The 26199-nt window shown below is 47.9% G+C and carries 21 protein-coding genes; 14 read left to right on the top strand and 7 right to left on the bottom strand.

The features are described 5' to 3' along the window. Positions 1 to 750: 750 nt before the first annotated feature. Positions 751 to 1350 (top strand): hypothetical protein, encoded by a 600-nt coding sequence (locus ACRRSX_RS00315; RefSeq protein WP_432455194.1) that lies wholly within the window; start codon positions 751 to 753, stop codon positions 1348 to 1350. 107 nt (positions 1351 to 1457) lie between these two features. Here ACRRSX_RS00315 and ACRRSX_RS00310 read toward each other — a convergent pair whose 3' ends face one another. Further along, positions 1458 to 2390, bottom strand: a complete 933-nt coding sequence (locus ACRRSX_RS00310) for a ketopantoate reductase family protein (protein WP_432455195.1) — start codon at positions 2388 to 2390, stop codon at positions 1458 to 1460. A 383-nt stretch (positions 2391 to 2773) separates the two neighbouring features. Next, positions 2774 to 3097 (bottom strand): type 1 glutamine amidotransferase domain-containing protein, encoded by a 324-nt coding sequence (locus ACRRSX_RS00305; RefSeq protein ID WP_432461085.1) that lies wholly within the window; start codon positions 3095 to 3097, stop codon positions 2774 to 2776. Positions 3098 to 3542: 445 nt separating this feature from the next. Between ACRRSX_RS00305 and ACRRSX_RS00300 the strand changes: the two genes are divergently transcribed. Further along, a complete protein-coding gene (locus ACRRSX_RS00300) occupies positions 3543 to 4475 on the top strand; it encodes an AEC family transporter (RefSeq protein ID WP_432455197.1) in 933 nt (310 codons plus the stop codon). Positions 4476 to 4599: 124 nt separating this feature from the next. On the opposite strand, the gene ACRRSX_RS00295 is transcribed toward ACRRSX_RS00300, so the two are convergent. After that, positions 4600 to 4884, bottom strand: a complete 285-nt coding sequence (locus ACRRSX_RS00295; protein WP_432455198.1) for a hypothetical protein — start codon at positions 4882 to 4884, stop codon at positions 4600 to 4602. An 842-nt stretch (positions 4885 to 5726) separates the two neighbouring features. Here ACRRSX_RS00295 and ACRRSX_RS00290 point away from each other — a divergent pair. From ACRRSX_RS00290 to ACRRSX_RS00260, 7 genes are all read left to right on the top strand, one after another. Then, a complete protein-coding gene (locus ACRRSX_RS00290) occupies positions 5727 to 6482 on the top strand; it encodes a GntR family transcriptional regulator (RefSeq protein WP_432455199.1) in 756 nt (251 codons plus the stop codon). After that, positions 6479 to 7354, top strand: a complete 876-nt coding sequence (prpB, locus tag ACRRSX_RS00285) for a methylisocitrate lyase (protein ID WP_432455200.1) — start codon at positions 6479 to 6481, stop codon at positions 7352 to 7354. Before ACRRSX_RS00290 ends, prpB begins: the two co-directional genes overlap by 4 nt. A 457-nt stretch (positions 7355 to 7811) precedes the next feature. Further along, complete coding sequence (prpC, locus tag ACRRSX_RS00280; protein WP_432455201.1) at positions 7812 to 8936, top strand: bifunctional 2-methylcitrate synthase/citrate synthase; 1125 nt, start codon at positions 7812 to 7814, stop codon at positions 8934 to 8936. Between the two features lie 119 nt (positions 8937 to 9055). Then, complete coding sequence (acnD, locus tag ACRRSX_RS00275) at positions 9056 to 11650, top strand: Fe/S-dependent 2-methylisocitrate dehydratase AcnD (protein WP_432455202.1); 2595 nt, start codon at positions 9056 to 9058, stop codon at positions 11648 to 11650. A gap of 9 nt (positions 11651 to 11659) precedes the next feature. Beyond that, on the top strand, positions 11660 to 12838 hold the full coding sequence (gene prpF, locus ACRRSX_RS00270) for a 2-methylaconitate cis-trans isomerase PrpF (protein WP_432455203.1): 1179 nt from the start codon (positions 11660 to 11662) through the stop codon (positions 12836 to 12838). Positions 12839 to 12942: 104 nt separating this feature from the next. Further along, positions 12943 to 14883, top strand: a complete 1941-nt coding sequence (locus ACRRSX_RS00265) for a propionyl-CoA synthetase (protein ID WP_432455204.1) — start codon at positions 12943 to 12945, stop codon at positions 14881 to 14883. A 262-nt stretch (positions 14884 to 15145) separates the two neighbouring features. Beyond that, positions 15146 to 15280, top strand: a complete 135-nt coding sequence (locus tag ACRRSX_RS00260; protein ID WP_432455205.1) for a hypothetical protein — start codon at positions 15146 to 15148, stop codon at positions 15278 to 15280. 125 nt (positions 15281 to 15405) lie between these two features. Here the strand turns inward: ACRRSX_RS00260 and efpL are convergent, their stop codons facing one another. Continuing rightward, a complete protein-coding gene (gene efpL / locus ACRRSX_RS00255) occupies positions 15406 to 15981 on the bottom strand; it encodes an elongation factor P-like protein EfpL (RefSeq protein ID WP_432455206.1) in 576 nt (191 codons plus the stop codon). A 725-nt stretch (positions 15982 to 16706) separates the two neighbouring features. On the opposite strand from efpL, the gene ACRRSX_RS00250 reads away from it, so the two are divergent. Beyond that, the gene (locus ACRRSX_RS00250; protein ID WP_432455207.1) at positions 16707 to 17930 is read left to right on the top strand and encodes a dicarboxylate/amino acid:cation symporter; all 1224 of its coding nucleotides are present in this window, start codon (positions 16707 to 16709) and stop codon (positions 17928 to 17930) included. Between the two features lie 133 nt (positions 17931 to 18063). On the opposite strand, the gene ACRRSX_RS00245 is transcribed toward ACRRSX_RS00250, so the two are convergent. From ACRRSX_RS00245 to ACRRSX_RS00235, 3 genes are read right to left on the bottom strand one after another with little or no spacing between them, the layout of a single operon-like run. Beyond that, complete coding sequence (locus tag ACRRSX_RS00245) at positions 18064 to 19425, bottom strand: sigma 54-interacting transcriptional regulator (protein WP_432455208.1); 1362 nt, start codon at positions 19423 to 19425, stop codon at positions 18064 to 18066. Then, positions 19412 to 19936: a hypothetical protein gene (locus ACRRSX_RS00240; RefSeq protein WP_432455209.1), complete on the bottom strand. Its 525-nt coding sequence runs from the start codon at positions 19934 to 19936 to the stop codon at positions 19412 to 19414. The genes ACRRSX_RS00245 and ACRRSX_RS00240 overlap by 14 nt, the downstream gene beginning before the upstream one ends. Continuing rightward, positions 19926 to 21362, bottom strand: coding sequence for an ATP-binding protein (locus tag ACRRSX_RS00235; protein ID WP_432455210.1), 1437 nt, complete (start codon positions 21360 to 21362; stop codon positions 19926 to 19928). The genes ACRRSX_RS00240 and ACRRSX_RS00235 overlap by 11 nt, the downstream gene beginning before the upstream one ends. 345 nt (positions 21363 to 21707) lie before the next feature. Here ACRRSX_RS00235 and ACRRSX_RS00230 point away from each other — a divergent pair, with 345 nt between their 5' ends. The 4 genes from ACRRSX_RS00230 to ACRRSX_RS00215 all read left to right on the top strand — a co-directional run bounded on the left by ACRRSX_RS00230 (position 21708) and on the right by ACRRSX_RS00215 (position 26192). Continuing rightward, a complete protein-coding gene (locus tag ACRRSX_RS00230; RefSeq protein WP_432455211.1) occupies positions 21708 to 22055 on the top strand; it encodes a hypothetical protein in 348 nt (115 codons plus the stop codon). Positions 22056 to 22473: 418 nt separating this feature from the next. Continuing rightward, the gene (gene asd, locus ACRRSX_RS00225) at positions 22474 to 23583 is read left to right on the top strand and encodes an aspartate-semialdehyde dehydrogenase (RefSeq protein ID WP_432455212.1); all 1110 of its coding nucleotides are present in this window, start codon (positions 22474 to 22476) and stop codon (positions 23581 to 23583) included. Between the two features lie 368 nt (positions 23584 to 23951). Then, positions 23952 to 24977: a GGDEF domain-containing protein gene (locus tag ACRRSX_RS00220; RefSeq protein WP_432455213.1), complete on the top strand. Its 1026-nt coding sequence runs from the start codon at positions 23952 to 23954 to the stop codon at positions 24975 to 24977. Between the two features lie 375 nt (positions 24978 to 25352). Continuing rightward, positions 25353 to 26192, top strand: coding sequence for a hypothetical protein (locus ACRRSX_RS00215; protein ID WP_432455214.1), 840 nt, complete (start codon positions 25353 to 25355; stop codon positions 26190 to 26192). Positions 26193 to 26199 lie beyond the last annotated feature (7 nt).

Genomic DNA, 26199 nt, shown 5'->3' with positions numbered 1-26199 from the left:
CAAAGCAGTTACACAGAATTATTTACAGGGTCTCATAAAGTTGATCGTAGTAACCAAGTTACCTCTCAGAGTAATTTAAACTTACAAGAAGGCTCAAGAGTACAAGTATCAAATGCGAACACTAATCAACTAGAACAACAAAATGTTACTCCAGACATAGACGATATGTCAGCGATAGCAATATCAAACAACTTTAATCCTTCTATTATCGAACAACATTTGATTATTATTGCAGACTCAGATTTAGGTATAAATGGAGCGATAGGTTATTCAGAATATAATAGCCAAAGCTCGAACTGTAAGAAATACCAAAAATCGTTAAACGAAAAATCACAGCATTTTTTAGTTATAACAACGTACACTTATTTAAAGAAATCCAAGTAGAGCCGAAGAACTAGAGCCTTTAACCACCAGCCATTTGAAGTTACGGGTGATCATTTCTAACCACTATCATTTAGTATTACGGATTAACCAAAAGCAAGCCCAGAGAAATAGTAAAACAGCCATCCCAACTAACGATTATACATTGGTCGTCTAAATTATCATTAGAGGGGCCGAAAGGTTCAATATTATTTAGGAAATGACGTCACCACCAAATGTTACAGATTAGCAATAAATGTAAAAAACAAACTCAATTAACGTTACGCGCATATTTTCTCAAGGCTCAACCTGATAATTATGTTATTTATTGTTTATTAAAAAAGACAACTGTGAGAACATACCATTTTTATTAAATGGACTTTTGTTTTTATGAAAAAATCAGCTTTTTATTGTGCCTTGCTTTTATTAACTGTAATGAGTTCTAGTGCCAGTGCAACCATTATTAATATCAGTGGTAGAACTAATGCCTCTTTAGCGGGCAGTAACGCGCTTAACGTGTCACTGGAACCTGGTGACTATCAATTGTCTTTTGTTCAAGACGTTTATACTGCTTTTAACCGATTCGGTTCGGTGAGAGCTTGTGATGGCTTGGGAGAAAACTGTGTTAGAGGCTGGGAAAATACAGTGGGTTATATTATTGATGATATAACTTATTGGTATGGCGAAAGTCAAGGGATCGCGGGTCTTGGGCCAATTAATCCTGGTGATGGCTATTATTCCTCAGCTGTCTATTCTCTCGCTAAATCAAGCGGTTTGTTTGCAAATTTTCACTTAGATTCGGTTACCAATGTTGGTTTTTATATTCCAGATAGTAATATTGGTGATAATATCGGCGGTGTGTCACTAGAGCTTAATTCAGTACCTGAGCCTGCTACATGGCTAACCTTGATATTGATTCTAGTAGGTTTGACTTTATCTCACTCTCGTAAAAAAACTAACTCTTCACCAGAGATGGCCGTTATTGTTTAAATATCTTAAACATTCAGACAGCCATTCCAATTGACTGTTTCTACAATCGTCTAAATATGATCCGGGTGCGTCCATGCCGATTTAGGGCAGGACGCATCGCGATTAGATTATGCCGAATGCTTTGTCTGATTCACCAACTGCAATAGCGCATAAATTGAATCAATATGCGGCGTTGCGACCTTCACTCGACGCGCCGCTTTGACTGTACTGCCCAAAATAGATTCCACCTCCATTTCACGCCCAGCCTCATAATCGAGTAACATCGACGGTTTATATGGACACATTTTAAGGGTTCTATCTATATTTTGCTGAAGCACTGCATAATCAAACTCGGCACCAACAGCCTTTGCGACGTGGTAGACCTCTTCCATGATGTCAGTCACCAGTTGAGCGGTTTGTGGATTCGCCATAATCTGCTGGGTATTGGCCCCCCCAGCAAGCACTGAAAGTGGATTGTAAGGCGCATTCCACACCAGTTTCATCCATCTTGCCTGCTGGACATGAGCAGAGACCTCACATTGCACCCCTGCACGATTGAACATACGGCCAAGCCGCTCTGCGCGTTCGCTCACGCCTTGCGGGTAACGGCCTATCACCAAGTGACCATAATCTTGATGATCAATCACTCCCGGTTCAACACGCTGCACACAGATAAAACACAGGCCACTGATAATCTCTGCCTTTGGAAAAGCCTGCTGCACCGGCTCTTCGATCTCAACGCCGTTCTGCAATAAAACGATAGTGGTAGTTTCCGACACCACATCTTTAAGCAGTTCTCGGGTATCAATACCCGGCAGCACCTTGGTCGCCACAATCACATAATCAGCTATCCCCTGATAATCTCTAGGATGCTTCAAAATTTGACTCGGCTTAAAGGAAAAGTCCCCTTGATGACTTTGAATGGCATACTCGCCCTTGTGGCTCAGGCCGTCATAATCGGAACGAACCACCACAGACACCTCTGCCCCAGCCTGTGCCAAACGCGCGCCATAATAGGCACCAATCGCACCTGCCCCTATCACCAAAACTTTCGTCGACATAATCATTCCTTTCACCGCAAAAATATAACGCAGAGATCTCAAACAAGCTCAAGATGACAAATTCACAGTGACCCGAAAAATGCGAGCAACAAGAGATCCCTTATTTCCCTAGCTAAAGATATTAATCGACTTGCGAAATCATCTTTATTAAGCCCAATAACTTGAAATCGTTTGAGTATTATTAAACACAAAATACACAAAACAAATGGGTAAAACCATTGCAGTAGTAAATGTTTCTGCCTTTCTCTTGGGTAATATTATTAGATAAAATAGACCCAAGCGGCTTCAAACGACTTAAAAATGAGCGAGGTCTGGCTAAGTCTCATTTGATTGAATTACGTCCCTGTTATGCCCGCTACCGCAACACTATAGTTTGCCTTCACTTACAACGCCTGAATCACAGCCTCTGCCAACGCTTTCGCCGAAGCGGGGTTCTGACCGGTAATCAAACGCCCATCTACCACCACTTTATTTTCAAACATTGGTGATTTTTCAAATATAGCCCCAGTCTGTTTTAAAGCGGTTTCCAATTCAAAAGGTACGATCTTATCGTAATCCCGAGAGCTTTCTTCTTCTGGCGTGAACCCAGTTACATGACGACCTTTGATCAAGCTTTCGCCATTGCTTAACTTCACATTGATGAGTCCGGCCGGACCATGACAAACCGCGCTAACAATGTCTTTTTTTTTGGTACATGGTGCACACAATATCAATGAGCTCTGGGTTATTCACAAAATCCCACATTGGACCGTGCCCCACCCGCCAACCAGCAATATCACCGTATAGATGGACTGTTTCTTTATTTTTCAATAGCGGCAAAAAATCAGCCCAAACTAAGTGCATTCGTAGACATCTGCGCACAAATATTAGACCTTTAGCCATATTCAGAGAATTTTGGCGTTGAAAAATTTGCGGGAGCACCACTAACAACTCAATTTGACAACCAAGCGAGCTGACGACGATGATTGAATCATCCCGGCTCGCAGGAGGCTCGCTGCAAAGCCTCTAACCATAAAGCCTTGAATACAGCACCGTTAGGCTGTTATCCCGATTGCTGTCACCTCACTATTTGTATGATTTTTTAATCAAGTCCTTTACAATGGTGTTTTGCTAGCCGATTCAGGTCTAAGTGACTTTCAAGGACGAGTTTTAATGGAAGCTGTATTAAGCATTACTGCGCCTATTTTCTTCTTAATTTTCTTAGGTTATTTGGGAGTCCGCTTCCAAGTTCTCCCGCAAGACACCCTGCCCGGTTTAAGCCGTTTTGTGGTGTACTTTGCCTTACCTGCACTAGTCTTCACCAAACTATTAAGTATGGATTTAGCCGAAGTGGTTAACCTCGATTACATGCTAATCTACACCCTAGGTGGCTTATTCGCCTTAGTGTTTACCATTTTGTTGAGTCGCTTGGTATTTAAAGATTCCTGGGAAGCCTCTGGGGTAAGAGGTTTAGGTGCCGCCTTACCCAATAGTGCCTTTATTGGTTTTCCGGTGATCTTACAAATGTTTGAACACCCACCGGCACAAGCCTTCGCCATGAGTGTGATGGTGGAGAACATCGTGTTGATGCCAGCTGCCTTAATTTTCCTGGAAACCATGATGGGAAAACGCCAAGGGAATAAAGGCAGTGTATTTGTCCCTGTCGTGAAACGGATCAGCTCCAATCCAATTATTATCTCAGTATTTTTGGGACTGCTCTGCTCTTCGCTGGGCCTAAAAATGCCAGCCTTCATTAGCTATGGTTTAGGCATGCTATCTCAAGGAGCGGCCTGCGTGGCCCTGGTGGTAATTGGCGGCTCACTTTGCGGGGTATCCATCAAATGTAATATTGGCCAAATGTCTTTGGTAGCAATGGTGAAATTGCTGATTTTTCCAATGGTGGTATCGGGCTTGGTATTATTGTTTCCCGATCTGTCCAGCGATTTGAAAACCTCGGTAATTATCTTTGCCGCTGTTCCCATGTTTAGTATTTATCCAATTATTGGCGGCGAATATGGTGAACGCAGCTTTTGCGCCAGTACCTTGTTGGTGACCACCATTTTATCCTTTGTGAGTTTGAGCGTATGGCTCCACTTTTTAGTGTAATCCCCACCTTTGTATCACACAAAACCCTGCAATAAGCAGGGTTTTTTATTTTAGCGATTGCTTAACTTGGCTCATCATTGAAGATAAAGACCACCAATCTGCGCTCCCCTTCGGGAGCGCAGATTCACGTTCGAATTTTCAACGGTCTCTGTCGAATACGCCAAGCCTTGAGGTTTACTCGACGCTTTGCTCGCTCGCGGCGCTCTGGGCGTTCCACTTGATCGAGCTTAGTGCGGAATCGGCCATCAGCATCAGCACCAATATCTTTGGCAATATGTATATTCAAGCCTTCGACTCGCCAGCGTTGTTGGCGCTGAGCCTTAAGCCATTGTTGGGTTTCCAAATGACGCTGGTAACGTATTAAGCTTTCTACGATGAAAGTAAGTAAACGAATTTTTAGTGACATCATGTCGCATTCTCCATTAAAGAGGGCGAAGTGATACAGCTAATATAGGGGTATTAATGATGATCCCTCACTGCAACACTTCGCAGCTCGGGTAAAATTGGGATGGGTCTCAATCTTAGCTAACTGCGTAGGCCTTTAGTAACACGCATCGTTTATTCATATTGAAAAAACGAGCTTGCGAAACGTTAGCCATTAGTCGTACGGAATGATGTGTAACACATGATAAATGTTTCATATTTCCCCTCGACTTATGCAGTAAATGATTGAAAACGTAAGATAACCGTTGAACGCTCAAATATCAAGCACCAACACCAATAAAATGACTTTTTTTATCATTGATTTTGAGTGAACAAAAACAATCCCTTCCATTCACATTGAAGGATCGTTCTCTCTCCCGTCGCACATGTTTTTTTTGATATTCATCGCCAACAAAATGATCGCTTGGTACGCTTAGTCGATCACGAGAATAAAACCTGTGAACTCAGAATTGTGCGCAATTTTTATTTTTCCAATCGGCGTTTTGCAGACTCGTGAGGCCATCGGGTGAAGCTTCATTCGGCACGATTTAAACAACGAAGTCGCTGAGATAACTGTTTACTAGCCATAACAACTGGCAACGACTGCAGTCAAAATCATGCAGCCCAAATACCGAATCAACATTGAACAAATCCAACATTGTCGACAATAAACCATCTAGCCCAATCATTGTAAACAAAACAGACTAATAAGCGGTGAAAACTCGTCTAAAACTAAAGTATAAGACAAGATTGTCGACAATCCCTTGATCGCAGCTCACCATTTACACTACACTGTGCAACATCTAAACAACACAGACGTAACAACAGATGTCCGAACTAAGCCACCTAAAAGAGCAGAGTGATAAACAAAACCTGCTGTCGCAGAATCTCAGCGACACGCTAATCGAAGCCATCGTGAGTGGCCAAATTGCTCAAGGCGAGAAGATTTCAGAGCCCGAACTGGCTCGCCACTACGGGGTTAGTCGTGGCCCTTTGCGCGAAGCCATCTTAAAACTACAAGGCATGGGGCTGCTTGAGCGGATCCCCCATGTCGGTGCGAGAGTGGTGCAACTCAGTCCGCAACAACTCGTCGACATTTACTCGGTACGTGAGGCGCTGGAAGGCATGGCCTGCCGACTCGCGGCAAGCCAATTGTCGACAGAACAACTGGCCGAGTTAAAATCATTACTAGAACACCATCAAGATTATCTACAGCAACACCAAGGCAAAGCTTATTTCGAACAACAGGGCGATTTCGACTTTCACTATCTCATTATTAAAGGCAGCGCCAATCAGCGTTTAGTCAACTTGCTCTGTGATGAACTTTACCACCTGTTGCGCATGTACCGTTACCAGGCCAGCAAACAAGTTTCGCGCCCCGAGCGCGCGCTCAAAGAACACTGGGCCATTTGGCAAGCGCTGGCCGATCGCGATGGCGAGTTAGCCGAAATGCTGATGCGCCGTCATATCGCACGCGCTCGTAAAGCCATTGAACAACAAAGTTTATTTGGATCCGACCAAAGCCCAGAGGCTTTAATGCCCACGGCCACATCCCCTCACGTATTACCAGGAGTGAACTCATGAAACTCTCAGCAGGAGCCCGTTTTCGGCATGCCGTCAGTAGCAATCAGCCGCTACAAATTGTTGGCACCATCAATCCCTACTGCGCAATGATGGCGCAACGCGAAGGCCATCAAGCCATCTATTTATCTGGAGGAGGCATCGCCAATGCTTCCTATGGATTGCCCGATCTTGGCATCACCACCATGAACGATGTGCTGGAAGACGTTCGCCGGATCACTGCCGCCTGTGACTTACCTTTGCTGGTCGACATCGATGTTGGTTTTGGCGGCGCATTTAATATTGCCCGTACCATTAAAGAAATGATCCGCGGCGAAGCCGCCGCGGTACACATGGAAGACCAAGTGGCACAAAAGCGTTGTGGTCACCGCCCCAACAAGGCGATTGTCTCCACTCAGGAAATGGTTGATCGAATTAAAGCCGCGGTAGATGCCCGCCAAGATCCCGAGTTTGTGGTGATGGCTCGTACCGACGCCCTGCAAATAGAAGGGATGGGCGGTGCCATTGAGCGAGCCTGCCAATATGTAGAAGCTGGCGCGGATATGATTTTCCCCGAAGCGATGCTCACCCTGGAGCAATATCAGCAATTTGCCAAAGCGGTCAAAGTACCAGTATTAGCCAATATTACCGAGTTTGGCCAAACCCCCTTATTTAGCGGTGAAGAACTGGCCGCTGTCGGCGTCGATATGGTGCTCTACCCTCTGTCGGCATTTCGGGCCATGAACCAAGCGGCAGTAGATGTATATCGCGCCCTGCGGGATGACGGCCACCAGCGTAACGTGGTCGATAGCATGCAAACCCGCGCCGAGCTATACGACTATCTGGGCTATCACGCCTACGAACAAAAGTTAGACCAACTGTTTAAACAAGATTAAGTCGCGCGGCAAAGAATACAAACGCAGCGCCTGCAACAGACTGGAAACCCAAAGCACCACATCACGCAGCGCTAAGCGTGATGAGAAACAACAAGGACCAGAACTAGCGAGTGAAACAAAGATTTGACCGTTAGCCCTACAACATAAAGAAATCAAGGAGAACATCATGGTTCAGAAGGCCATCGGAGGCGCCGGCTTACGCGGTCAAAGCGCTGGCGAAACCAAACTATCTAAGTGAGCGGACCAAAGCCTCGCCACTTAGCCAGGCAGAATAGAACAAGGCATGCACTGGCGAGTCAAACCAAGATTTGACCGCTGCGCCTGCAACAGACAGGAAACCCAAAGCACCACATCACGCAGCGCTACGCGTGATGAGAAACAACAATGATCTGAACTAGCGAGTGAAACAAAGATTTGACCGTTAGCCCTACAACATAAAGAAATGAAGGAGAACATCATGGTTCAGAAAGCCATCGGAGGCGCCGGCTTACGCGGTCAAAGTGCCGGCGAAACCAAACTATGTACCGTGGGTCAAAGCGGTTCGGGGCTCACCTATTGCGGTTACGACATTCGCGAACTAGCCGAGCAAGCCAGCTTCGAAGAGGTCGCCTACTTGTTGTTCAATGGTGAGTTGCCCAATCGCGAACAATTAGCGGCCTATCACGACAGCTTACATAACTTGCGTGAACTTCCGGATGCACTCAAAGCGGTGTTAGAGCTGATCCCAGCAAACGCCCACCCGATGGATGTGATGCGTACTGGCGTGTCGATGTTAGGCAATCTGGAAACCGAAGCCAGCTTCGAACAACAGCAACACCACGCCAACCGCTTACTCGCCACCTTGCCCGGCATTATTTGTTATTGGTATCACTTTAGCCAACATGGTCAGCGGATTTCCACCCAAAGCTCGGCCAAGTCGATTGCTGGACATTTTCTGGAGTTGTTACACGGTAAACCCGCCGATCCTTTACATGAACAGGTCATGCAATGCTCACTGGTGGTGTATGCCGAGCATGAGTTTAATGCTTCAACCTTCACTGGCCGGGTGATTGCCTCGACCCTCTCAGACATTCACTCCGCAGTCGCCGGAGCGATTGGCGCGCTGCGTGGCCCCTTGCATGGCGGAGCCAACGAAGCCGCCATGGCAATGATTGAACATTGGACCAGCCCCGAGCAGGCCGAAACCGAAATTATGGCGATGCTGGCGCGCAAGGACAAAATCATGGGTTTTGGTCATGCCGTCTACCGCACCAGCGATCCACGCAATGCGCTAATCAAAGCCTGGTCGAAAAAACTCAGTGAAAACAGCCCAGAACAGCATTTATTTGCAGTCTCGGAGCGAGTAGAACAAGTAATGTGGCGAGAAAAAGAATTATTCTGTAACGCCGACTTCTTCCATGCCAGTGCCTATCACTTTATGGGGATCCCAACGGCCTTGTTTACCCCGATTTTTGTTTGTTCGCGGGTCAGCGGTTGGGCGGCGCATATTATGGAACAACGGGCTAATAACCGCATTATTCGACCGAGTGCCGACTATACTGGTAGCGGCCCACGCAGTTATTTGCCCATAGACCAACGTTAAATCGCACGAATAAATTGGGCTGAGCAAACACCAGCAACTCAGCCCTGTCAGCTTATTTTTAGTCACAGTAGCGGATCCGGTCTCTCCTTAGTTACGACCGAGCATCCATGGATGAGTATATGAATAGTGAATACCGTAAAGCCTTGCCGAACAGCCAACTCGATTACTTTGATACCCGTGCTGCGGTAGAAGCCATCTCAGCCGGCGCTTATGCCAGGCTGCCCTATACTTCGCGGGTACTGGCCGAAAATCTGGTACGCCGCTGCCCACCGCAGCAACTAACGGCCGCCTTAGGACAGATCATCGAAAACAAGCGCGAACTTGACTTCCCATGGTTCCCTGCGCGAGTGGTTTGTCATGACATTCTTGGCCAGACCGCCTTGGTTGATTTAGCCGGCCTGCGTGATGCCATCGCCGCGAAAGGGGGCGATCCGGCCAAGGTGAACCCGGTGGTGCCAACTCAACTGATCGTTGACCATTCGCTGGCGGTGGAACATGCCGGTTTCGATCCACAGGCCTTTACCAAAAACCGCGCCATTGAAGATCGCCGTAACGAAGATCGTTTTCACTTTATCAATTGGTGTAAAAGCGCCTTTGAAAATGTCGATGTGATCCCGCCCGGCAACGGCATCATGCATCAAATCAATCTCGAAAAAATGTCACCGGTGATCCAAACTCGAGATGGTGTGGCATTTCCCGATACGCTCGTTGGCACCGACAGCCACACCCCACATGTGGATGCTTTAGGGGTGATCGCTGTGGGCGTAGGCGGGCTGGAAGCCGAAAGTGTGATGCTCGGTCGCGCCTCCTATATGCGACTGCCAGATATCATTGGTGTGGAACTGAGTGGCCTACGCCAGCCGGGAATTACCGCTACCGACATCGTATTGGCCATCACCGAATTTTTGCGCGAGCAAAAAGTGGTTTCAAGTTACCTGGAGTTTTACGGCGAAGGTGCAAGGCAGCTGACTTTAGGCGATCGAGCGACCATCTCCAACATGACGCCAGAGTTTGGTGCAACCGCCGCGATGTTCTATATCGACGACAAAACCATCGACTATCTGCGACTCACCGGACGGGAAGAATCACAGATTAGACTGGTGGAAAACTATGCCAAAACCACTGGCTTGTGGGCCGATACGCTCCGTCAGGCCGAATACCAACGCGTACTGCATTTCGACCTCTCCAGCGTGGGACGAAACATTGCCGGGCCATCCAACCCGCATCGCCGCGTTCCCACTCGCGAATTGGCGAGCCGCGGAATTGCCTCTCCGGTACCTCAGCAAGCGGGGTTAATGCCCGATGGCGCCTGCATTATCGCCGCCATTACCAGCTGCACCAATACCAGTAATCCACGCAATGTGATTGCTGCAGGGCTACTTGCCCGCAACGCCAACCAACGCGGCTTAAGCCGCAAGCCTTGGGTCAAAACCTCGCTGGCTCCGGGCTCCAAAGCTGTGCAACTGTATTTGGAAGAGGCCAAGTTATTACCCGAACTCGAACAACTGGGCTTTGGCATTGTTGGCTTTGCCTGCACCACCTGCAATGGCATGAGCGGCGCTTTGGATCCTGCGATTCAAAAAGAAGTGATTGAACGAGAGCTGTATACCACCGCCGTATTGTCGGGCAACCGCAACTTCGACGGACGGATCCATCCCTATGCCAAGCAGGCCTTTTTAGCCTCTCCGCCCTTGGTGGTGGCCTACGCCATTGGCGGCAGCATCCGTTTCGATATTGAAAAAGATGCCTTAGGGCACGATGCCCAAGGTAAACCGATCACCCTTAAAGACATTTGGCCCAGTGATGAAGAGATTGATGCGGTGATCGCTCAAAGTGTCAAACCCGAGCAATTTCGCCAGATTTATCAACCAATGTTCGATATGAAGGTAGATTATGGCAATCACACTTCGCCGCTCTACGAGTGGCGTGCACAAAGCACCTATATTCGTCGCCCTCCCTACTGGGAAGGAGCTTTGGCGGGCAAACGTAGCATGCAGGGAATGCGCCCTTTGGCGGTATTAGGCGACAACATCACCACCGATCACCTATCGCCTTCCAATGCGATTATGCTGGACAGTGCAGCCGGTGCTTATTTGGCCAAGATGGGCCTGCCCGAGCAAGATTTTAACTCCTATGCCACCCATCGCGGCGATCACCTCACCGCTCAGCGAGCCACCTTCGCCAACCCCAAGCTATTTAATGAAATGGTCAAACAAAACGGTCAGGTTCAGCAAGGCTCACTGACCCGCTTAGAGCCCGAAGGAAACGTGATGCGAATGTGGGAAGCCATCGAAATTTACATGCAACGGAAGCAGCCGCTGATTATTATTGCCGGTGCCGACTATGGTCAGGGGTCGTCACGCGACTGGGCCGCCAAAGGCGTGCGCTTAGCTGGGGTGGAAGTGATTGTAGCCGAAGGCTTCGAGCGGATTCACCGTACTAACTTAGTCGGCATGGGCGTATTACCGCTACAGTTCACTACTGGCAATAACCGTCATAGTTACCGCATCGACGGCAGCGAAAGCTTCGATGTACTAGGTGAGCCCAGCGCTGGCGCAACACTCACCCTGATGATTACCCGCAGTAACGGCGAGCGCATCGATTTACCCGTGTTATGCCGTTTAGATACCGCCGAGGAAGTTTCGGTGTATCAAGCAGGCGGTATATTACAGCGTTTTGCCGACGATTTTCTCGAAAGCTCGACTCAGCATTAAGGAGCCATCATGACTTATCCGGCACAGATCCGCATCCCGGCCACCTATATGCGGGGTGGCACCAGTAAAGGGGTATTTTTTAAACGCGATGACCTGCCACCAGCCGCGCAACAAGCTGGTGCCGCGCGTGATGCCCTGTTGCTAAGGGTGATCGGCAGCCCCGATCCCTACGGCAAACAAACCGATGGCATGGGCGGGGGAACCTCCAGTACCAGCAAGGCGGTGATCTTATCCACCAGCCAACATCCAGAACACGATGTCGATTACCTATTTGGCCAGGTGTCCATCGATACCGCCAAAGTGGATTGGAGTGGTAACTGCGGCAACCTGACTGCGGCAGTCGGCGCCTTTGCGATTCATGCCGGGTTGGTCGATCCGCAACGCATCCCCGACAACGGCATCGCCGAGGTCCGAATTTGGCAGGCCAACATTGGCAAAACTATTCTTGCCCATGTCCCGATCAGCCAAGGCCAGGTCCAAGAAACGGGGGCCTTCGAGCTAGATGGTGTGACCTTCCCCGCCGCCGAAATACGCTTGGAGTTTCTCGACCCCGCCGACAGCGATGGCTCGATATTTCCCACAGGGAAACTGATGGAGCAGTTAGATGTACCGGATGTGGGGAGCCTCAAGAGCACCATGATTAACGCCGGAATTCCCACCATCTTTATTCAAGCCGACGAACTGGGCTACCAAGGGACCGAGCTACAAGAGGCGATTAATAATGATGCGCGCGCCTTAGCCATGTTTGAGTCGATCCGTGCCCATGGCGCGCTGCGCATGGGACTTATTTCGTCGCTACAAGAGGCGGAGCAACGCCAACACACCCCCAAAGTTGCCTTTGTCTCACCAGGCAAAGACTACCAGAGCGCCAGCGGTAAAACCGTAAAACAAGGCGACATCGATTTACTGGTGCGGGCACTGTCGATGGGCAAGTTACACCACGCCATGATGGGTACCGCAGCGGTCGCCATTGGCACCGCGGCTGCCATTCCCGGCACATTGGTCAATTTAAACGCTGGCGGTAAGGCCCGCGAAACAGTGCGCTTTGGCCATCCTTCTGGCAGTTTAACGGTTGGAGCACAGGCACGAGAACTCAATGGCCAATGGCAAATCAGCAAAGTTGCGATGAGTCGCAGCGCCAGGATCTTAATGGAAGGTTGGATCCGAGTACCCGGCGACGACGATTAAAGCGCCACCAAGCACACTAAATCAGCCGCGGCACTGCCAGCGGAGCCAAGCAGACATCCGCCCCTTGCCAAGAGGTAACTAGCTTAGGGACGAGGAGGAAAAAGATGAATATGCAACACCATGAACCCATGCGCCCCATCGGCAACGAGCAACAAAACGGTGATTATCAACAAACCATCAACTATGCCAATCAGCACCGCGAGCAGTTTTGGTTAAGCCAAGCGCAACAATTAGCCTGGTACAAGCCACCCCAAGAGGCACTCAGCCAGGACGAATATGGCAACTATCGCTGGTTTGCCGACGGTGAAATGAACACCGCTTATCTGGCGCTCGACTATCATTGCGAGCAAGGGCGAGGCAATCAAACGGCGCTGATTTATGACTCTCCGGTGAGTCATAGTCAGCAAAAATTCTCCTACTTTCAGCTTCGCGATCAGGTAGCACAAACCGCTGGTATGTTGGCTCAGCAAGGCGTGAGAAAAGGCGACCGGGTAGTCTTGTACATGCCGATGATCCCCCAAGCCGCCATCGCCATGTTAGCCTGCGCTCGCCTAGGAGCCATTCACTCGGTGGTATTTGGTGGTTTTGCAGCCCAGGAATTAGCGGTGCGTATTAACGATGCTCGGCCCAAGGTTATCATGACCGCCAGCTGCGGCCTCGAAGGCAGCAAGGTGATTAACTACCTGCCGATGGTGAGCCTTGCCCTGGAGCAAAGCCAACAAATGGAAACCCCAGTTCTAGTATGGCAACGCCCACAGCAAGCGGTTGGTTTTAATCAACAGTACCTCAACTGGCGGCAGCTGCAACAACAAGCACCCGCCGCCGATTGTGTGCCGGTAAAAGCCACCGACCCGCTGTATATCTTGTATACCTCGGGCACCACGGGCAAACCTAAAGGCGTGGTTCGCGACAATGGCGGCCACGCAGTAGCGATGCACTATTCAATGCACAGCGTTTACCAAATGGTACCCGGCGAAGTATTTTGGGCGGCTTCCGATGTCGGCTGGGTGGTGGGCCACTCTTACATTGTGTATGCCCCGCTCATCAAAGGCTGCACCACCATTTTGTATGAAGGTAAACCAGTACGAACCCCCGATGCAGGTGCCTTTTGGCGAGTAGCAAGCGAACATAAAGTGAAAGTACTATTTGCCGCCCCCACCGCCTTTCGGGCCATTAAAAAAGAAGATCCCGAAGGGGCCTTGGTAAAAAACTATGACCTCAGCCAGCTACGCGATATTTTCATGGCGGGCGAGCGTTTAGACCCACCCACTCTCGACTGGACCCTTGCCAAAACCGATAAACCAGTTACCGACCACTGGTGGCAAACCGAAACCGGTTGGGCGATAGCCGGCAATCCTTTGGGTTTAGAGCGCATGCCAGTCAAGGCGGGCAGCGCCACCAAGCCATTGCCCGGTTATCAGGTAAGCATTTTAGATGAAATGGGTGAGCCCTGCGCTGCCAATCAGCAAGGTTTTATTGCCATCCAATTACCGCTTCCCCCAGGTTGCTTAAGCACCATTTGGGGCGATCAGGCCCGTTTCGAATCTGCCTATTTAAAACAATTTCCCGGCTACTATGTATCCGGTGATGGCGGTTACATCGATGAAGATGGCTACCTGTTTGTCATGGGTCGTATCGACGATGTAATTAACGTGGCTGGCCACCGCCTATCAACTGGCGAAATGGAAGAAGTGGTGGGCGCTCATCCGGCTGTGGCAGAGTGCGCGGTGATTGGCAGCCACGATGAGTTGAAAGGCCAAGTGCCCTTCGGTTTGGTGGTGCTTAAAGACGGCGTACAACAAGCAGACCATGAGATTTCAAAAGAGCTGATTAAAAAAGTCCGCCAAGAAATTGGTCCTATCGCCTGTTTTACTCAGGCGATTATCGTGCAGCGTCTGCCCAAAACACGTTCCGGGAAAATACTACGTCGCACCCTGCGTCAACTGGCCGATGGTGAAGACTACGCCATCCCCTCTACCATCGACGACCCCAGCAGCCTCAGCGAAATAGAAGAATTAATGCGCCAAGGTCGAGTGATGATTTAACAAAGCCTGGCTCCATCAGCGCTTAAAGCAATGAGAATAGAAAGCCACTTTTAAAAGTGGCTTTCTATATTGTGTTTAATAACAATAATCGCTAGTATTCGACCCAAACACTAAAGTCAAATCTATCATTAAAACTTAAGCAAACTGTGGAACCCCCACACAGCCGGTGACTTTAGCCAGTCCAAACCTAAAAGCCTACTCAAACGATGTATATAAAAGCAGTCCGAACTGAAGTTGTTCAGCGGCTTTACAAGGAAATGTGATGATCAAGCAAAATGTGGATTATAAGACCATGGCAGGCAATGCTCGCCTGATATTACTCGGTGAGTCAACGCACAGCGTGGCGGCATATAAAATAGAAGCAATAAAAGCACTCAAACAATTAAAACCGGTGTAAATGACAGGACATAGGCTTCACTCGCACAAGATGCACTATGCACTGAGAGCCGCAAGATTTGTCTACCGGTTCAAAACCAAAAAAGCAGCCATAAAGCTGCTTTCCTATCCATCAATCACTGCAAATCACGACTTATCGGCGCGACTCATAAACTTCTTCTCGGTGGTGCTGATCTTAATCTTCTCACCACTGGAGATATACTCCGGCACCTGTACCGACAAACCGGTGCTTAAAATCGCAGGCTTCGTACGCGCACTGGCGGAAGCGCCTTTAATGGAAGGATCGGTTTCCACAATCAGCATCTCAACGCTGGCCGGTAATTCAATAGCCACAGGCTCTCCACTCACGGTGACCACTTGGATACCACTGGTCTCTTCGGTAATGAAGGGCACTTCGTCAGCAATGGTTTCTTTATTGAGGTTGTAGGGAGTGTAGTCTTCATTATCCATAAATACATACTCGTCGCCATCGATGTAAGAGAACATCACTTGATGACGACTAACATCGGCCAAGCTAATCATTTCGTCAGCTTTAAAGCTTTCATCAGCTTTGGCGCCTGTGGCGACATCGTAGAGCCGCATCCGGTATAAACTCGCGCCTGCTCGGCCACTAGGGGTAAGCTTCACAATATCTTTCACGAAAAAAACTTTGCCGTTATGTTCAATCGCGGCGTTCTTTTTAATGTCACTGGCCTTTGGCATGGCTGAGGTTCCTTAAATAATTCGAGCACAAAAAATATCATGATCTAATTTTAAGGCAATAGTTATGCTTCGTTTACGCCAACTTAAGCAGGCCAACACCCAACACGCCCCATCTCGCGCGCCAATTAATACGATAATGCGGCTGCATTAAACGGCAAAGGCATCAAACCAACAATTCACTTACTTCTTTCAAGAGGTTTCGGTACCAACTCAAGTAAATCATCAGCGAGGCACCTATTCACTGGTTGTCAGTTCTTTGCTGGCGCGATGATATTCTCCCGGCGCTGGTTTGTGGTAATGCTGTTATCGATGTAATGATTCACTTGCCAGACAAGAATCGGCGACAAGCAAGCCAAATTGTTGCGCCCCCCTCCGAACGGTCTTTTCCCAATGCAATTAACAATCATAAAAGGTTCACCCAGCGAGGCGACGTTGATGTCTGCGGAACCAAGACTCAAGCAGACGACAAGCCGCAGCTTATAAGGGTTTAGAACACTTGACGCAGACAACTGATAAAGAAATTTAAAGAAAAATTGCAGTGCAAACAACTATAGATGCAGAGAATAATTTTAAATGTGGCGAGTATTTAACCGAAAATATAATTTTTTATATCTTAAATTGCAATAATAACAGCATAAAGAATGACCAAATCCATCAATTCAAGTACAATGCGCGACCATCAAAAACAAGGGTGCAACCCCAAATCGATTCAAATAGGAATATTGATGGACGCAACACAACCGCTGTATAAAAATATTGGTATACAAGTCATCATCGCAATGATTCTTGGGACCATCGTTGGCACACTGATGGGAGAACAGGCGGCAATGTTTGCACCTCTTGGCGCCATCTTCATCCACTTAATAAAAATGCTGGTGATCCCACTGATTGGCGTCTCAATTATCGCGGGTGCGGCGAATTTGGGAAATAGCCCTGCAGCCGGTAAAATCGGCATTACCACCTTTGCTTTCTTCCTTGGTACTTCGGCGGTCGCGGTTATTCTAGCGCTGGTGATGGGCCATATCTTCCAACCGGGTAGCGGTCTGGACTTGAGCCAAGCCAGCCATTTATTCTCCAATGAATACGCCGACAAAGGCAGTGTACCCGGCGTGATGGAAACCATCATCGGCATGATCCCTCAGAACATCTTTGCTTCTTTAATGGATGCTAATATTCTGCAAATCATGGTGTTCTGCCTATTCTTAGGAATTGCTATTTCGAAACAACCTAAGGCCAAAACAGCCCCTTTAATGGAAAGCTTAGACACCATCATTTCTGCTTTCATTTGGATGATTAACATCGTGATGATCATTGCCCCTATTGGTGTATTTGGTTTGATGGCGGAGTCGGTAGGCACCCTTGGCTTCAGTATGTTAACGCTGGTTGCCAAGTTATTTGCAGTGTATGTCGCCGCGATTTTAATTTACGGCTTAGTATTCTACCCTCTCACCATCAAACTATTCTCCAAGACTTCGGTTCGCCAGTTCATGAATGTAATGACAAAGCCGCAAGCGGTCGCTTTATCCACCGCATCTTCGATGGCAACCCTACCGGTCACCATGGAAGTTGTCGAAGAAGAATTAAACATCTCTAAAGCAACCGCCTCCTTTGTATTGCCACTGGGCGCCACCATTAATATGAGTGGCAACGCCATCTATTACGGTTTAGTTGCAGTATTCTTCGCGCAAATTTTTCAGGTCGACTTAGGTTTTGCCGCTTACGCCGCGATTATCTTTACTGCAACGCTTGGTGCAATTGGTCAAGCGGGTATACCCGGCCCTTCATTCTTAGTGGTCGCAGTCTTATTGGCCGCAGGGATCCCCATCGAAGGTCTACCGCTATTATTTGCCTTAGACCGAATCTTCGACATGCTCCGAACATCGCTGAACATCACTGGCGATGCCGCTTGTGCGGTGATCGTGGATCGTTTCAACGAGAAACACCTTTAAACACAAAAAGACTTGGAGTGCCACTGCTAGCGCTCCAATCTCTGGTGACTCAAAGACCAGCGAAAAGTGTTCTCTCGTCCCAAGCGATCACAGCAAGCGCGCGAAGTGCGGCAAGCAATGACACTTTGATTGATTAAGCGCGAAACGATTCGGGGCGTAGGTGGTGACGTTCCAGCAATTTATAAAATTCCGTGCGATTACGCATCGCTAACCTTGCCGCCTGACTCACATTCCCCTGAGTAAGGCGCAAGAGGCGGGCTAAATAACTTCGTTCAAATTCATCTCTGGCCTGCGAAAAGCTGACTAACTCAGCTTTTTCACGCAGTGCTCGCTGCACCAGTTGCACAGGGATCAACGGCCCCGTGGATAAGGCATTGGTTTGCTCTACCACATTCATCAGCTGGCGAACATTGCCCGGCCAACGCGCCGCCACCAAACTGGCCATCGCATCGGGCGAATAGGTTTTAACCGCCACACCTTGTCGGTCGGCAATTTGCTGACTGAAATGATGCACCAACAGGGGAATATCTTCCTGACGTTTCGCCAGAGGCGGTAGGTCTAATTCCACCACATTGAGTCGGTAGTATAAATCTTCCCGAAACTGCTGTTGCTGTACCGCCTGATAAAGATCTTGGTGAGTTGCCGAAACAATGCGCACATCCACCGCAACATGTTTCGTCGATCCCACCGGGCGCACTTCGCGTTCTTGCAAAGCTCGCAATAACTTCACCTGCACACTTAAGGGAGTATCGGCAATTTCGTCCAAAAACAAGGTGCCGCCCTGAGCCGCCTGAAACAAACCATTGTGCGCATGAGCTGCGCCACTAAAGGCCCCTTTCACATGACCAAATAGTTCCGACTCAAATAAACCCTCGGGAATGGCTGCACAATTCACCGCAACAAAAGGGCCTTGGCTGCGCGAGCTTGCATAGTGAATCGCCTTAGCCAGCAATTCTTTACCCGAACCACTTTCACCTTGGATCATGATATTCACATCACTCGGTGCCACTTGCTGAATTTGCTTGAGCAACACCTCCATTACTGGACTACGACTAATGATATCTTGTCGCCAAGCTGGCGGCTCACAACTGCGAACCGACTCGCCTGCGGGTTGCTGTAAGTGCAGCGCTTCGGCCACCTTAGCTAATAACTCTTGGCTGTCAAAAGGTTTGGTTAAGTAGCCAAATACACCTTGTTGAGTGGCGGCAATCGCATCCGGAATATTGCCATGAGCCGTCAATAACATTACAGGCAGACTGGGATAGCGTTGTTTAATGGCATTGAACAAGGCTAAGCCGTCCATGCCATCCATGCGTACGTCACTGATCACCAATTCCGCCGGATAACTTTCTAATTCGGCCAGAGCTTGTTTGGCACTGGCAACCGCTCGTACCTGATAACCAGCCGATTGCAAACGCAAGCTAATCAGGCGCAATAAACTAGGGTCGTCATCGACAACTAAAAGGTTGCCGCCATGTGGGTTAATTTCGTTCATTTAATTGCTGCTCAATTCGAGTGAGTTCATCTAGTTGCATCTTTAATGCCGCAATTTGCTGTTGTAATAATAGCTGTTGCTGTTTTTGGTTAGCGCCCAAATTTTCATATTTATGCTGCCACTTTAGCGCATCACTCAATTGATCATTTAGCGCCAGCAGCATCCCCTGCTGAGCAAAGCTGCCTTGGCTGGCAAAAGCCTGGCTCAAGGCTGCATGAGCTCGATGCGGATTTTTCACCGGTGATCTCTTATAAGCATATAACAGGCCGAGTTTTACCGGATTATCACCTAACTGTGGATCTTGCAATAAAATCTCTAACTCATTGAAGATCTGATCATCGCTCATCTCCGCTAAGCGCAAATAATAGGCCGAGGGCGTAAAAATACCGTTCATACTCAACTGGGCGTCGCAAACTAGCGCCACCTGATTTTCCCCCTCAGGTAACAGCTGACAAGCCGTTAAACCGAGTGTAAATAAAGCCAATAAACCTAGCTTGGCACTACTTTTCATGCTGTTGGTTTCCTTGTAATCCTTCGACTAAAAACCGGCTGCCTGGACTTAAACGCTGATAGCGTAGCTGTGCGTGTTGTCGTTCAACCAATTCTTTGGCAATCGTTAAACCGAGACCGCTGCCCTTAAGGCGTGGATCTTTGGCTGCCGGCCCTTGCACAAAAGGCTGAAAGATTCGGCTTTGCAAATCATCGTCGATGCCTTGACCTTGATCGTCGATATAGAGGCTCACCCCCGCAGACCCCACGAAAGAACCCAACACTATTTGACCATGATCGGGAGAGAACTTAATCGCGTTAGACAACAAATTGTCAACGATCACCCGCAGTTGCTCCTTATTTGCAACAACACTTGGCTGCTGAATATCCAATTGAGTCGTTAACTGACGACTACTTAAACTTAATCGATGACTTGCGAGAACCTGCTCCACCAGCGCCCTAATATCAACCCCTTGCGAAGCTTGTTGCAGCGGCGTATCCAATAGTAAATTGAAATCGAGTAAAGCCTCGATTAACTGTTGTAGTCGTAAGCTACTGTCTCGTAAAATTTCGGTGATTTCCTGTTGCTGCGCATTCAGTGGCCCAGCACTATTATCGTAGAGTAATTCATTACCCTCACGGATCGCCGCCAAAGGCGTTTTGAGCTCATGGGAAATATGCCGAATAAAACTGGTTTTTTGCTGCTCTAAGCTAAGCAAACGCAGTCGCATCTCGTCTAAAGCATCGGCGATAGCCATCACTTCGCTGGCACCACTCACTTTAATAGCTTGGTCAAATTCACCCGATTTAAGACGCGCGATTTGCGGCCGCAGTTGTTGCAGCGGTCGGGTCACAACCAGCACCAGTAATACCGCCGCAGCTAAAGCGAAGGGCAGCCCCAGCATACTTAACATCAAGCGCCGTTGCGCCGATTGGGTACTTTGCTCCAGTTGTTGAGCGAGCTCTTTCACCAAAATTTGACTACGTTGATCGAAACTCTTTCCTAATTCAGACAAGCGATTAAACTGTCGATTTAACTGCTTATTATCATTGGATTTCGGTTGCGCCATTAACTTACCGAGACTCACTAACTGCTGCTGTAATTGCGCGACAATACTCAATAGCGCGGGGTCATGATGTTGTTGCTGAAAGGCCACCAATCCACCCGACAACTTTTGCCATTGATCCTGGTATAAACTCAGTAGATTCTCGTCGGCTAATACCCTAAATTGACGGGCACTACGCTCTAAATCGAGTAAGTTCTCGTCTAAACGTTTACTACTGGAAACCACCTCAGCGGCCAAAAAGGCAGTTTGTTGGCCCTGCATGGAGACCTGTTGTAAATAGTAAGAAGCTAACAACAAACTCAATAACAGCGGCAACCCCAGAGTAGCCAAAGCCCAAAAACTCAGACGACGAATTGAAGCAAGCGCACGAAAATTAATCAATGGGCCAATCCTAGCAATAAATATCCGATAAATTGCGCCTATAATGCCAGAGATAGTTAAAAATTATACTGTCGCCAGATAGCGACAATGAGAAAAGCGCCACAATCTATTGGTAAGTATTTGATGTCGATGTGATTTATCTGAATCGCTAGAATAAATTAGCCCTTGGCTAACACAGCACCAAACCACCTGTCGCCTTAGCACGACAGTATGTCCAGCAGTAATTAGTTAAACCATTGATTTGTAATAATTAAATTATTTGGCTCAATTTATGCTTTTGTAGGACCTATACCACGAGCCCCTCTAAACCGCTCGTCTAGCTTAAAATAAATAATAGGGACCACTATGCAACAGTTTGAACAGCGCTGCCTACGCATTGGCGATTGGATTTTTGAAATTAAGATGGTCCGAGCGATCAGAGTTAGCGAATATGGTCAGCCCTATGATGCCTGTGCCAATATCAACTTCAACGGCACTCAAGCGTATTTTGACAATCAACTGACTCGAAACGATAGCGCCTTTACAGCCAAAGACTTTGCCACCTTCGTGGAGTTTTGCCAAGAAATGGGGATCAGCGATGCCAGCTACGATCGCTATAGCCAAGGTAAACGCCGCACCCGAACCATTACCATCGGTGAAGATCCTCGCCAATCATCTAAAGTCGTTAATTTTCCCTACAGCGGTTCTGCTTAAGCGCAGAGCTCGTTATCAACGAGCTTAAAACTGCCGATATCTATTGGAGATGCGAGGCTTGGTAGAACTTTGACGCTTAAGCTTGGTTTGGATTAAATAGTTTTAGTCACGAAAAAGGTCTAAATAAGTGACGCAAACCCTTCTCTGTTTTTCTTTCAAAATGGGAAGCAAGAAGTAAAAACTGAATTATCAAACGTATCGGGCCACCGCAGAGAGTGCGCCCCCCCTTCGCTTGAATTGGCATGCTTCCCATACCTAGCCTTCGCGATATAAACAAACTGCTGTAAAAATAATCACAAAAGCGCAACCGGGCCTAGTGTTCAGCGCTTGCCAATGGTAATCTCAAAAGTTCGTGAAGACGGCGTCTTGGCGAAATAGCAAACACTCAATATTATAAAATAAAGGATGTAAGCAAGCCATGAGAGTAGGTTTGGTTGGTTGGCGCGGTATGGTGGGTTCCGTGTTAATGCAACGTATGCGAGAAGAAAACGATTTTGCCCACATTGACCCTGTTTTTTTTAGTACTTCGCAAGTTGGCATTGCCGGCCCGGATGTCGGTACAGGTAAGACCAGCTTACTCGATGCCTTTGACATCGACAGCCTAAAAACCATGGATACCATCATTACCTGCCAAGGCGGAGATTACACCAAAGCTGTGTATCCCAAATTACGCGCCAGTGGTTGGGATGGCTATTGGATTGATGCCGCTTCAGCCTTACGTATGGAAGACGATGCCATCATTGTACTCGATCCAGTTAACCGCGATGTGATTGACCAAGCGCTCAACAAAGGGATCAAAACCTACGTGGGTGGCAACTGCACAGTGTCACTGTTACTCATGGCGATTGGTGGTTTATTTGAAAAAGAGCTGATCGAATGGGTAAGCCCTATGACTTACCAAGCCGCTTCGGGTGCTGGTGCGCGTAACATGCGGGAATTAATCAGCCAAATGGGCGCTATTCGTGATGATGTTGCCGAAGAGCTAGCTGACCCAGCCTCTGCGATCCTCGACATCGACCGTAAAGTTGCCGAGAAAATGCGTGCCGACGATTTCCCGAGTGATCAATTTGGGGTACCACTAGCGGGTAGCTTAATCCCATGGATTGACGTCCCACTACCAAGTGGCCAAAGTAAAGAAGAATGGAAAGCACAAGTCGAAGCCAACAAAATTTTAGGCACCAGCGAGCAAGCGACTCCCATCGACGGGATCTGTGTGCGAATTGGCGCAATGCGTTGTCATAGTCAAGCGCTGACCATCAAACTGAAAAAAGACCTCCCTGTGGCAGAGATCGAACAAATTCTTGCCGAGCATAACGATTGGGTAAAAGTGATCCCCAACCAGCGAGAGCTTTCAGTTGAAGAACTCACCCCAACCAAGGTCACTGGCACGCTCAGTGTTCCCGTAGGCCGCATTCGCAAACTCAGTATGGGGCCAGAGTATATCTCGGCTTTTACTGTCGGTGATCAGTTACTCTGGGGCGCGGCAGAGCCATTGCGCAGAATGCTACGTATTTTGATCGCAAAATAATCAAGCACTTCAGCCCAGTCAAACTTGCTGGGCTGACTTTACTTATCCCCCAGCAAAACTCCTCTAAGTAAAAAAAACCTCGTGATAGCGTAAAGTTAACTAAGCTGTAATGAGTAATGCTTGGCAATTAAAAAATGGTTTTAAGCGCTCATTGACCAAGACTTAAACGATAGGTGAGCGATGACAAGATAGTCATACTCTTCCATTTATCTACGCATCAAAGCATTTAAATCACAATTATTGCTAATCAAATCACCTATAGTTGATCAGTAAATCAGTTATCATAGCCTTGGGTTTGGGTATGTTGCACTCTCCGTTACATTTCGCAATCACCAAACAGGGACAGTCTCAATATCGATGGAACTCTTATGAGCCAAAAACTATTTAAGAAAGCGACTCTAAATTTAAAGAAAGCTGTACCACTGATGATGAAGTATCAGATCCCGGCCACCCCCAACAATTATGCCTTGTGGTATTTGTATGTCGATGACCAAAATCCTGAACTAAATGCCGCTATTGATGAAATAATTAGTGAATATGACACAGTCCCCACCACCAATAGCCAAGTGTTATACCAAAACCATATTGCCAGCCAAGATCAATTAAATATCGAGAGCATGCGTCTTAACTTGGAAGCCATGGCTACCGAATTATCGCAAACCATGCTTGATACCGGCAGTGATGCGAGTACTTTTCAGTCCAATATCGACCGTAACTTTGCCAAACTCAATCGTATTGAAGAAGATGGCGTTCCCTTAGAGCAAGTGCTCGGATTAGTTCGTAACTTAGTCGAGGATGCCGCCAATATTCGTCAAAGTACCAATTTCTTTAATTCGCAATTGGGTAAAGCCAAGGCTGAAATAGAAAACTTAAAAAGCAAACTAAAAGAAACCGAAAAAGAAGCGCTCTACGATGCCCTCACTGGCGCTTTAAATCGTCGAGCCTTCGATTCCGATTTTAAGCAGCTATACGATACGACTCCGCAGGGACTCTGCATCATTTTAGCCGATATCGATCACTTCAAGGCCTTTAATGATAGTTACGGACACATTCTCGGAGACCAAGTTTTAAGAGTCGTGACCAAACGGATCCAAGAGGCCTGTAGAGACGGGGCTAAAGCCTATCGTATCGGCGGCGAAGAGTTTGCGATTCTCTGTCCGAAATCGAATATACGCTCGGCCAGGCAATTAGCCGAATCAGTCCGTCGCGCGATAGAAAAGCTTAGCCTTAAAGATCGCCGATCCCACCAGCGCATCGACAACATCACCTGCTCCTTTGGTGTTGCTGAATATAACCCTATTAGTAAATCACAGGCGATTGTCGAATCAGCCGATGCGCAACTCTACGAAGCAAAACGCTTAGGCCGAAATCGAGTAATGCCGATCGTCAGTTAAAATCCCGAGATACGGTGAACTCATCGACCAACAGTCACAAACTCGAAACGGCGGTAAACGCCATTTTATGCTGACTAATTTATGCTGGTCGGCTGGTTGTTCCAGCCCAGAATTCTGTTCAGAACTGCTCATGTTGCGTTCCTCATTCATGCCATTAAAGCTATCCATAGGCTGCAACAATCCTATAAAAACACCATGAATTTTTGATGAACAATTTACTAACGCCTCAGCAAACGGCATAGTTGTGGCTACTCCACAATCCAAGAGTTAATTGCGACACCATGATTCAGCGAATGGCGCTCAAGCCTCGACCAAACTGCCAATTTTTGGCAACTCAAGCGGTATCTCATTCCCTCTGCATTCACGAGGATGCCAATGCTTAAAGTAATCGCCCTTATCGCCCTATTAATGTTCGGTACACTCGCTGGATTAGTGCTATTTCCACCGCCAAGCAGTGACTTTCAACACAGTCCTTTAGCCGATGAAACACTTAAACCAGAACTAAAAGCCGAGTTAACTGGGATCCCTAATGCCGCCAGCCTGCTCTGGCAAACAGAGAAACAACAGTGGCTCATTGGCACGCTTGCCCCACAAACCGTCATGGTGAACGGCTCCGCTCAATTTGCTTATCTCAATCCCCAACTCAAGCGCGCAGAACTGGTACCACTCCCCACCAGCGGAGACATTGCAGACCTAACCATGATTGATCAACACTTACTGGCAATTTCTGCGGATGGACGTTTGCTATTCTTTAGCCAAGCCGGCGAACAGTGGAAGTTTATCGATAAACGGAAGTGGCTCAAGGGCGGACTGATCCATAAAACGGCAGGCGTGATATGGGACTCCCAAACCAAGCAATTGTATAGTTGCGAGCGAGAAGGCTTAAAACGTTGTTATCGCGGCAACCGCGAGGGCCAACAAGCAAGCTCATTTGACTTAGTGATGGCAGATCCGAATCAACAACAAAGCCTACAAGAATACCAATTGGGCAGTATGGCTTGGCATCAAGGCAACTGGTATATACTGAGTCCTCGCTTTAGCAGTCTATTAAAAGTTGACCCACAAAGCGGTCAAGTCCTAAAAATATCAGCGCTAGCACAGCCAGACACGGCCCAAGCGATTGCCAGTAATGGCAAACAATTATGGTTACTCAGCGTCACACGCCAGCAACCTGACCGAGTTAAACTCTCAACCATTCCTTTGTCTACCCCCTAACAGGAGC

The sequence above is a fragment of the Agarivorans sp. QJM3NY_30 genome, assembly GCF_050870855.2.
Taxonomy (GTDB): Bacteria; Pseudomonadota; Gammaproteobacteria; order Enterobacterales; family Celerinatantimonadaceae; genus Agarivorans.
The sequence above is the reverse complement of the archived record's forward strand: the minus strand, read 5'-3'. Positions and strand labels throughout refer to the sequence as shown.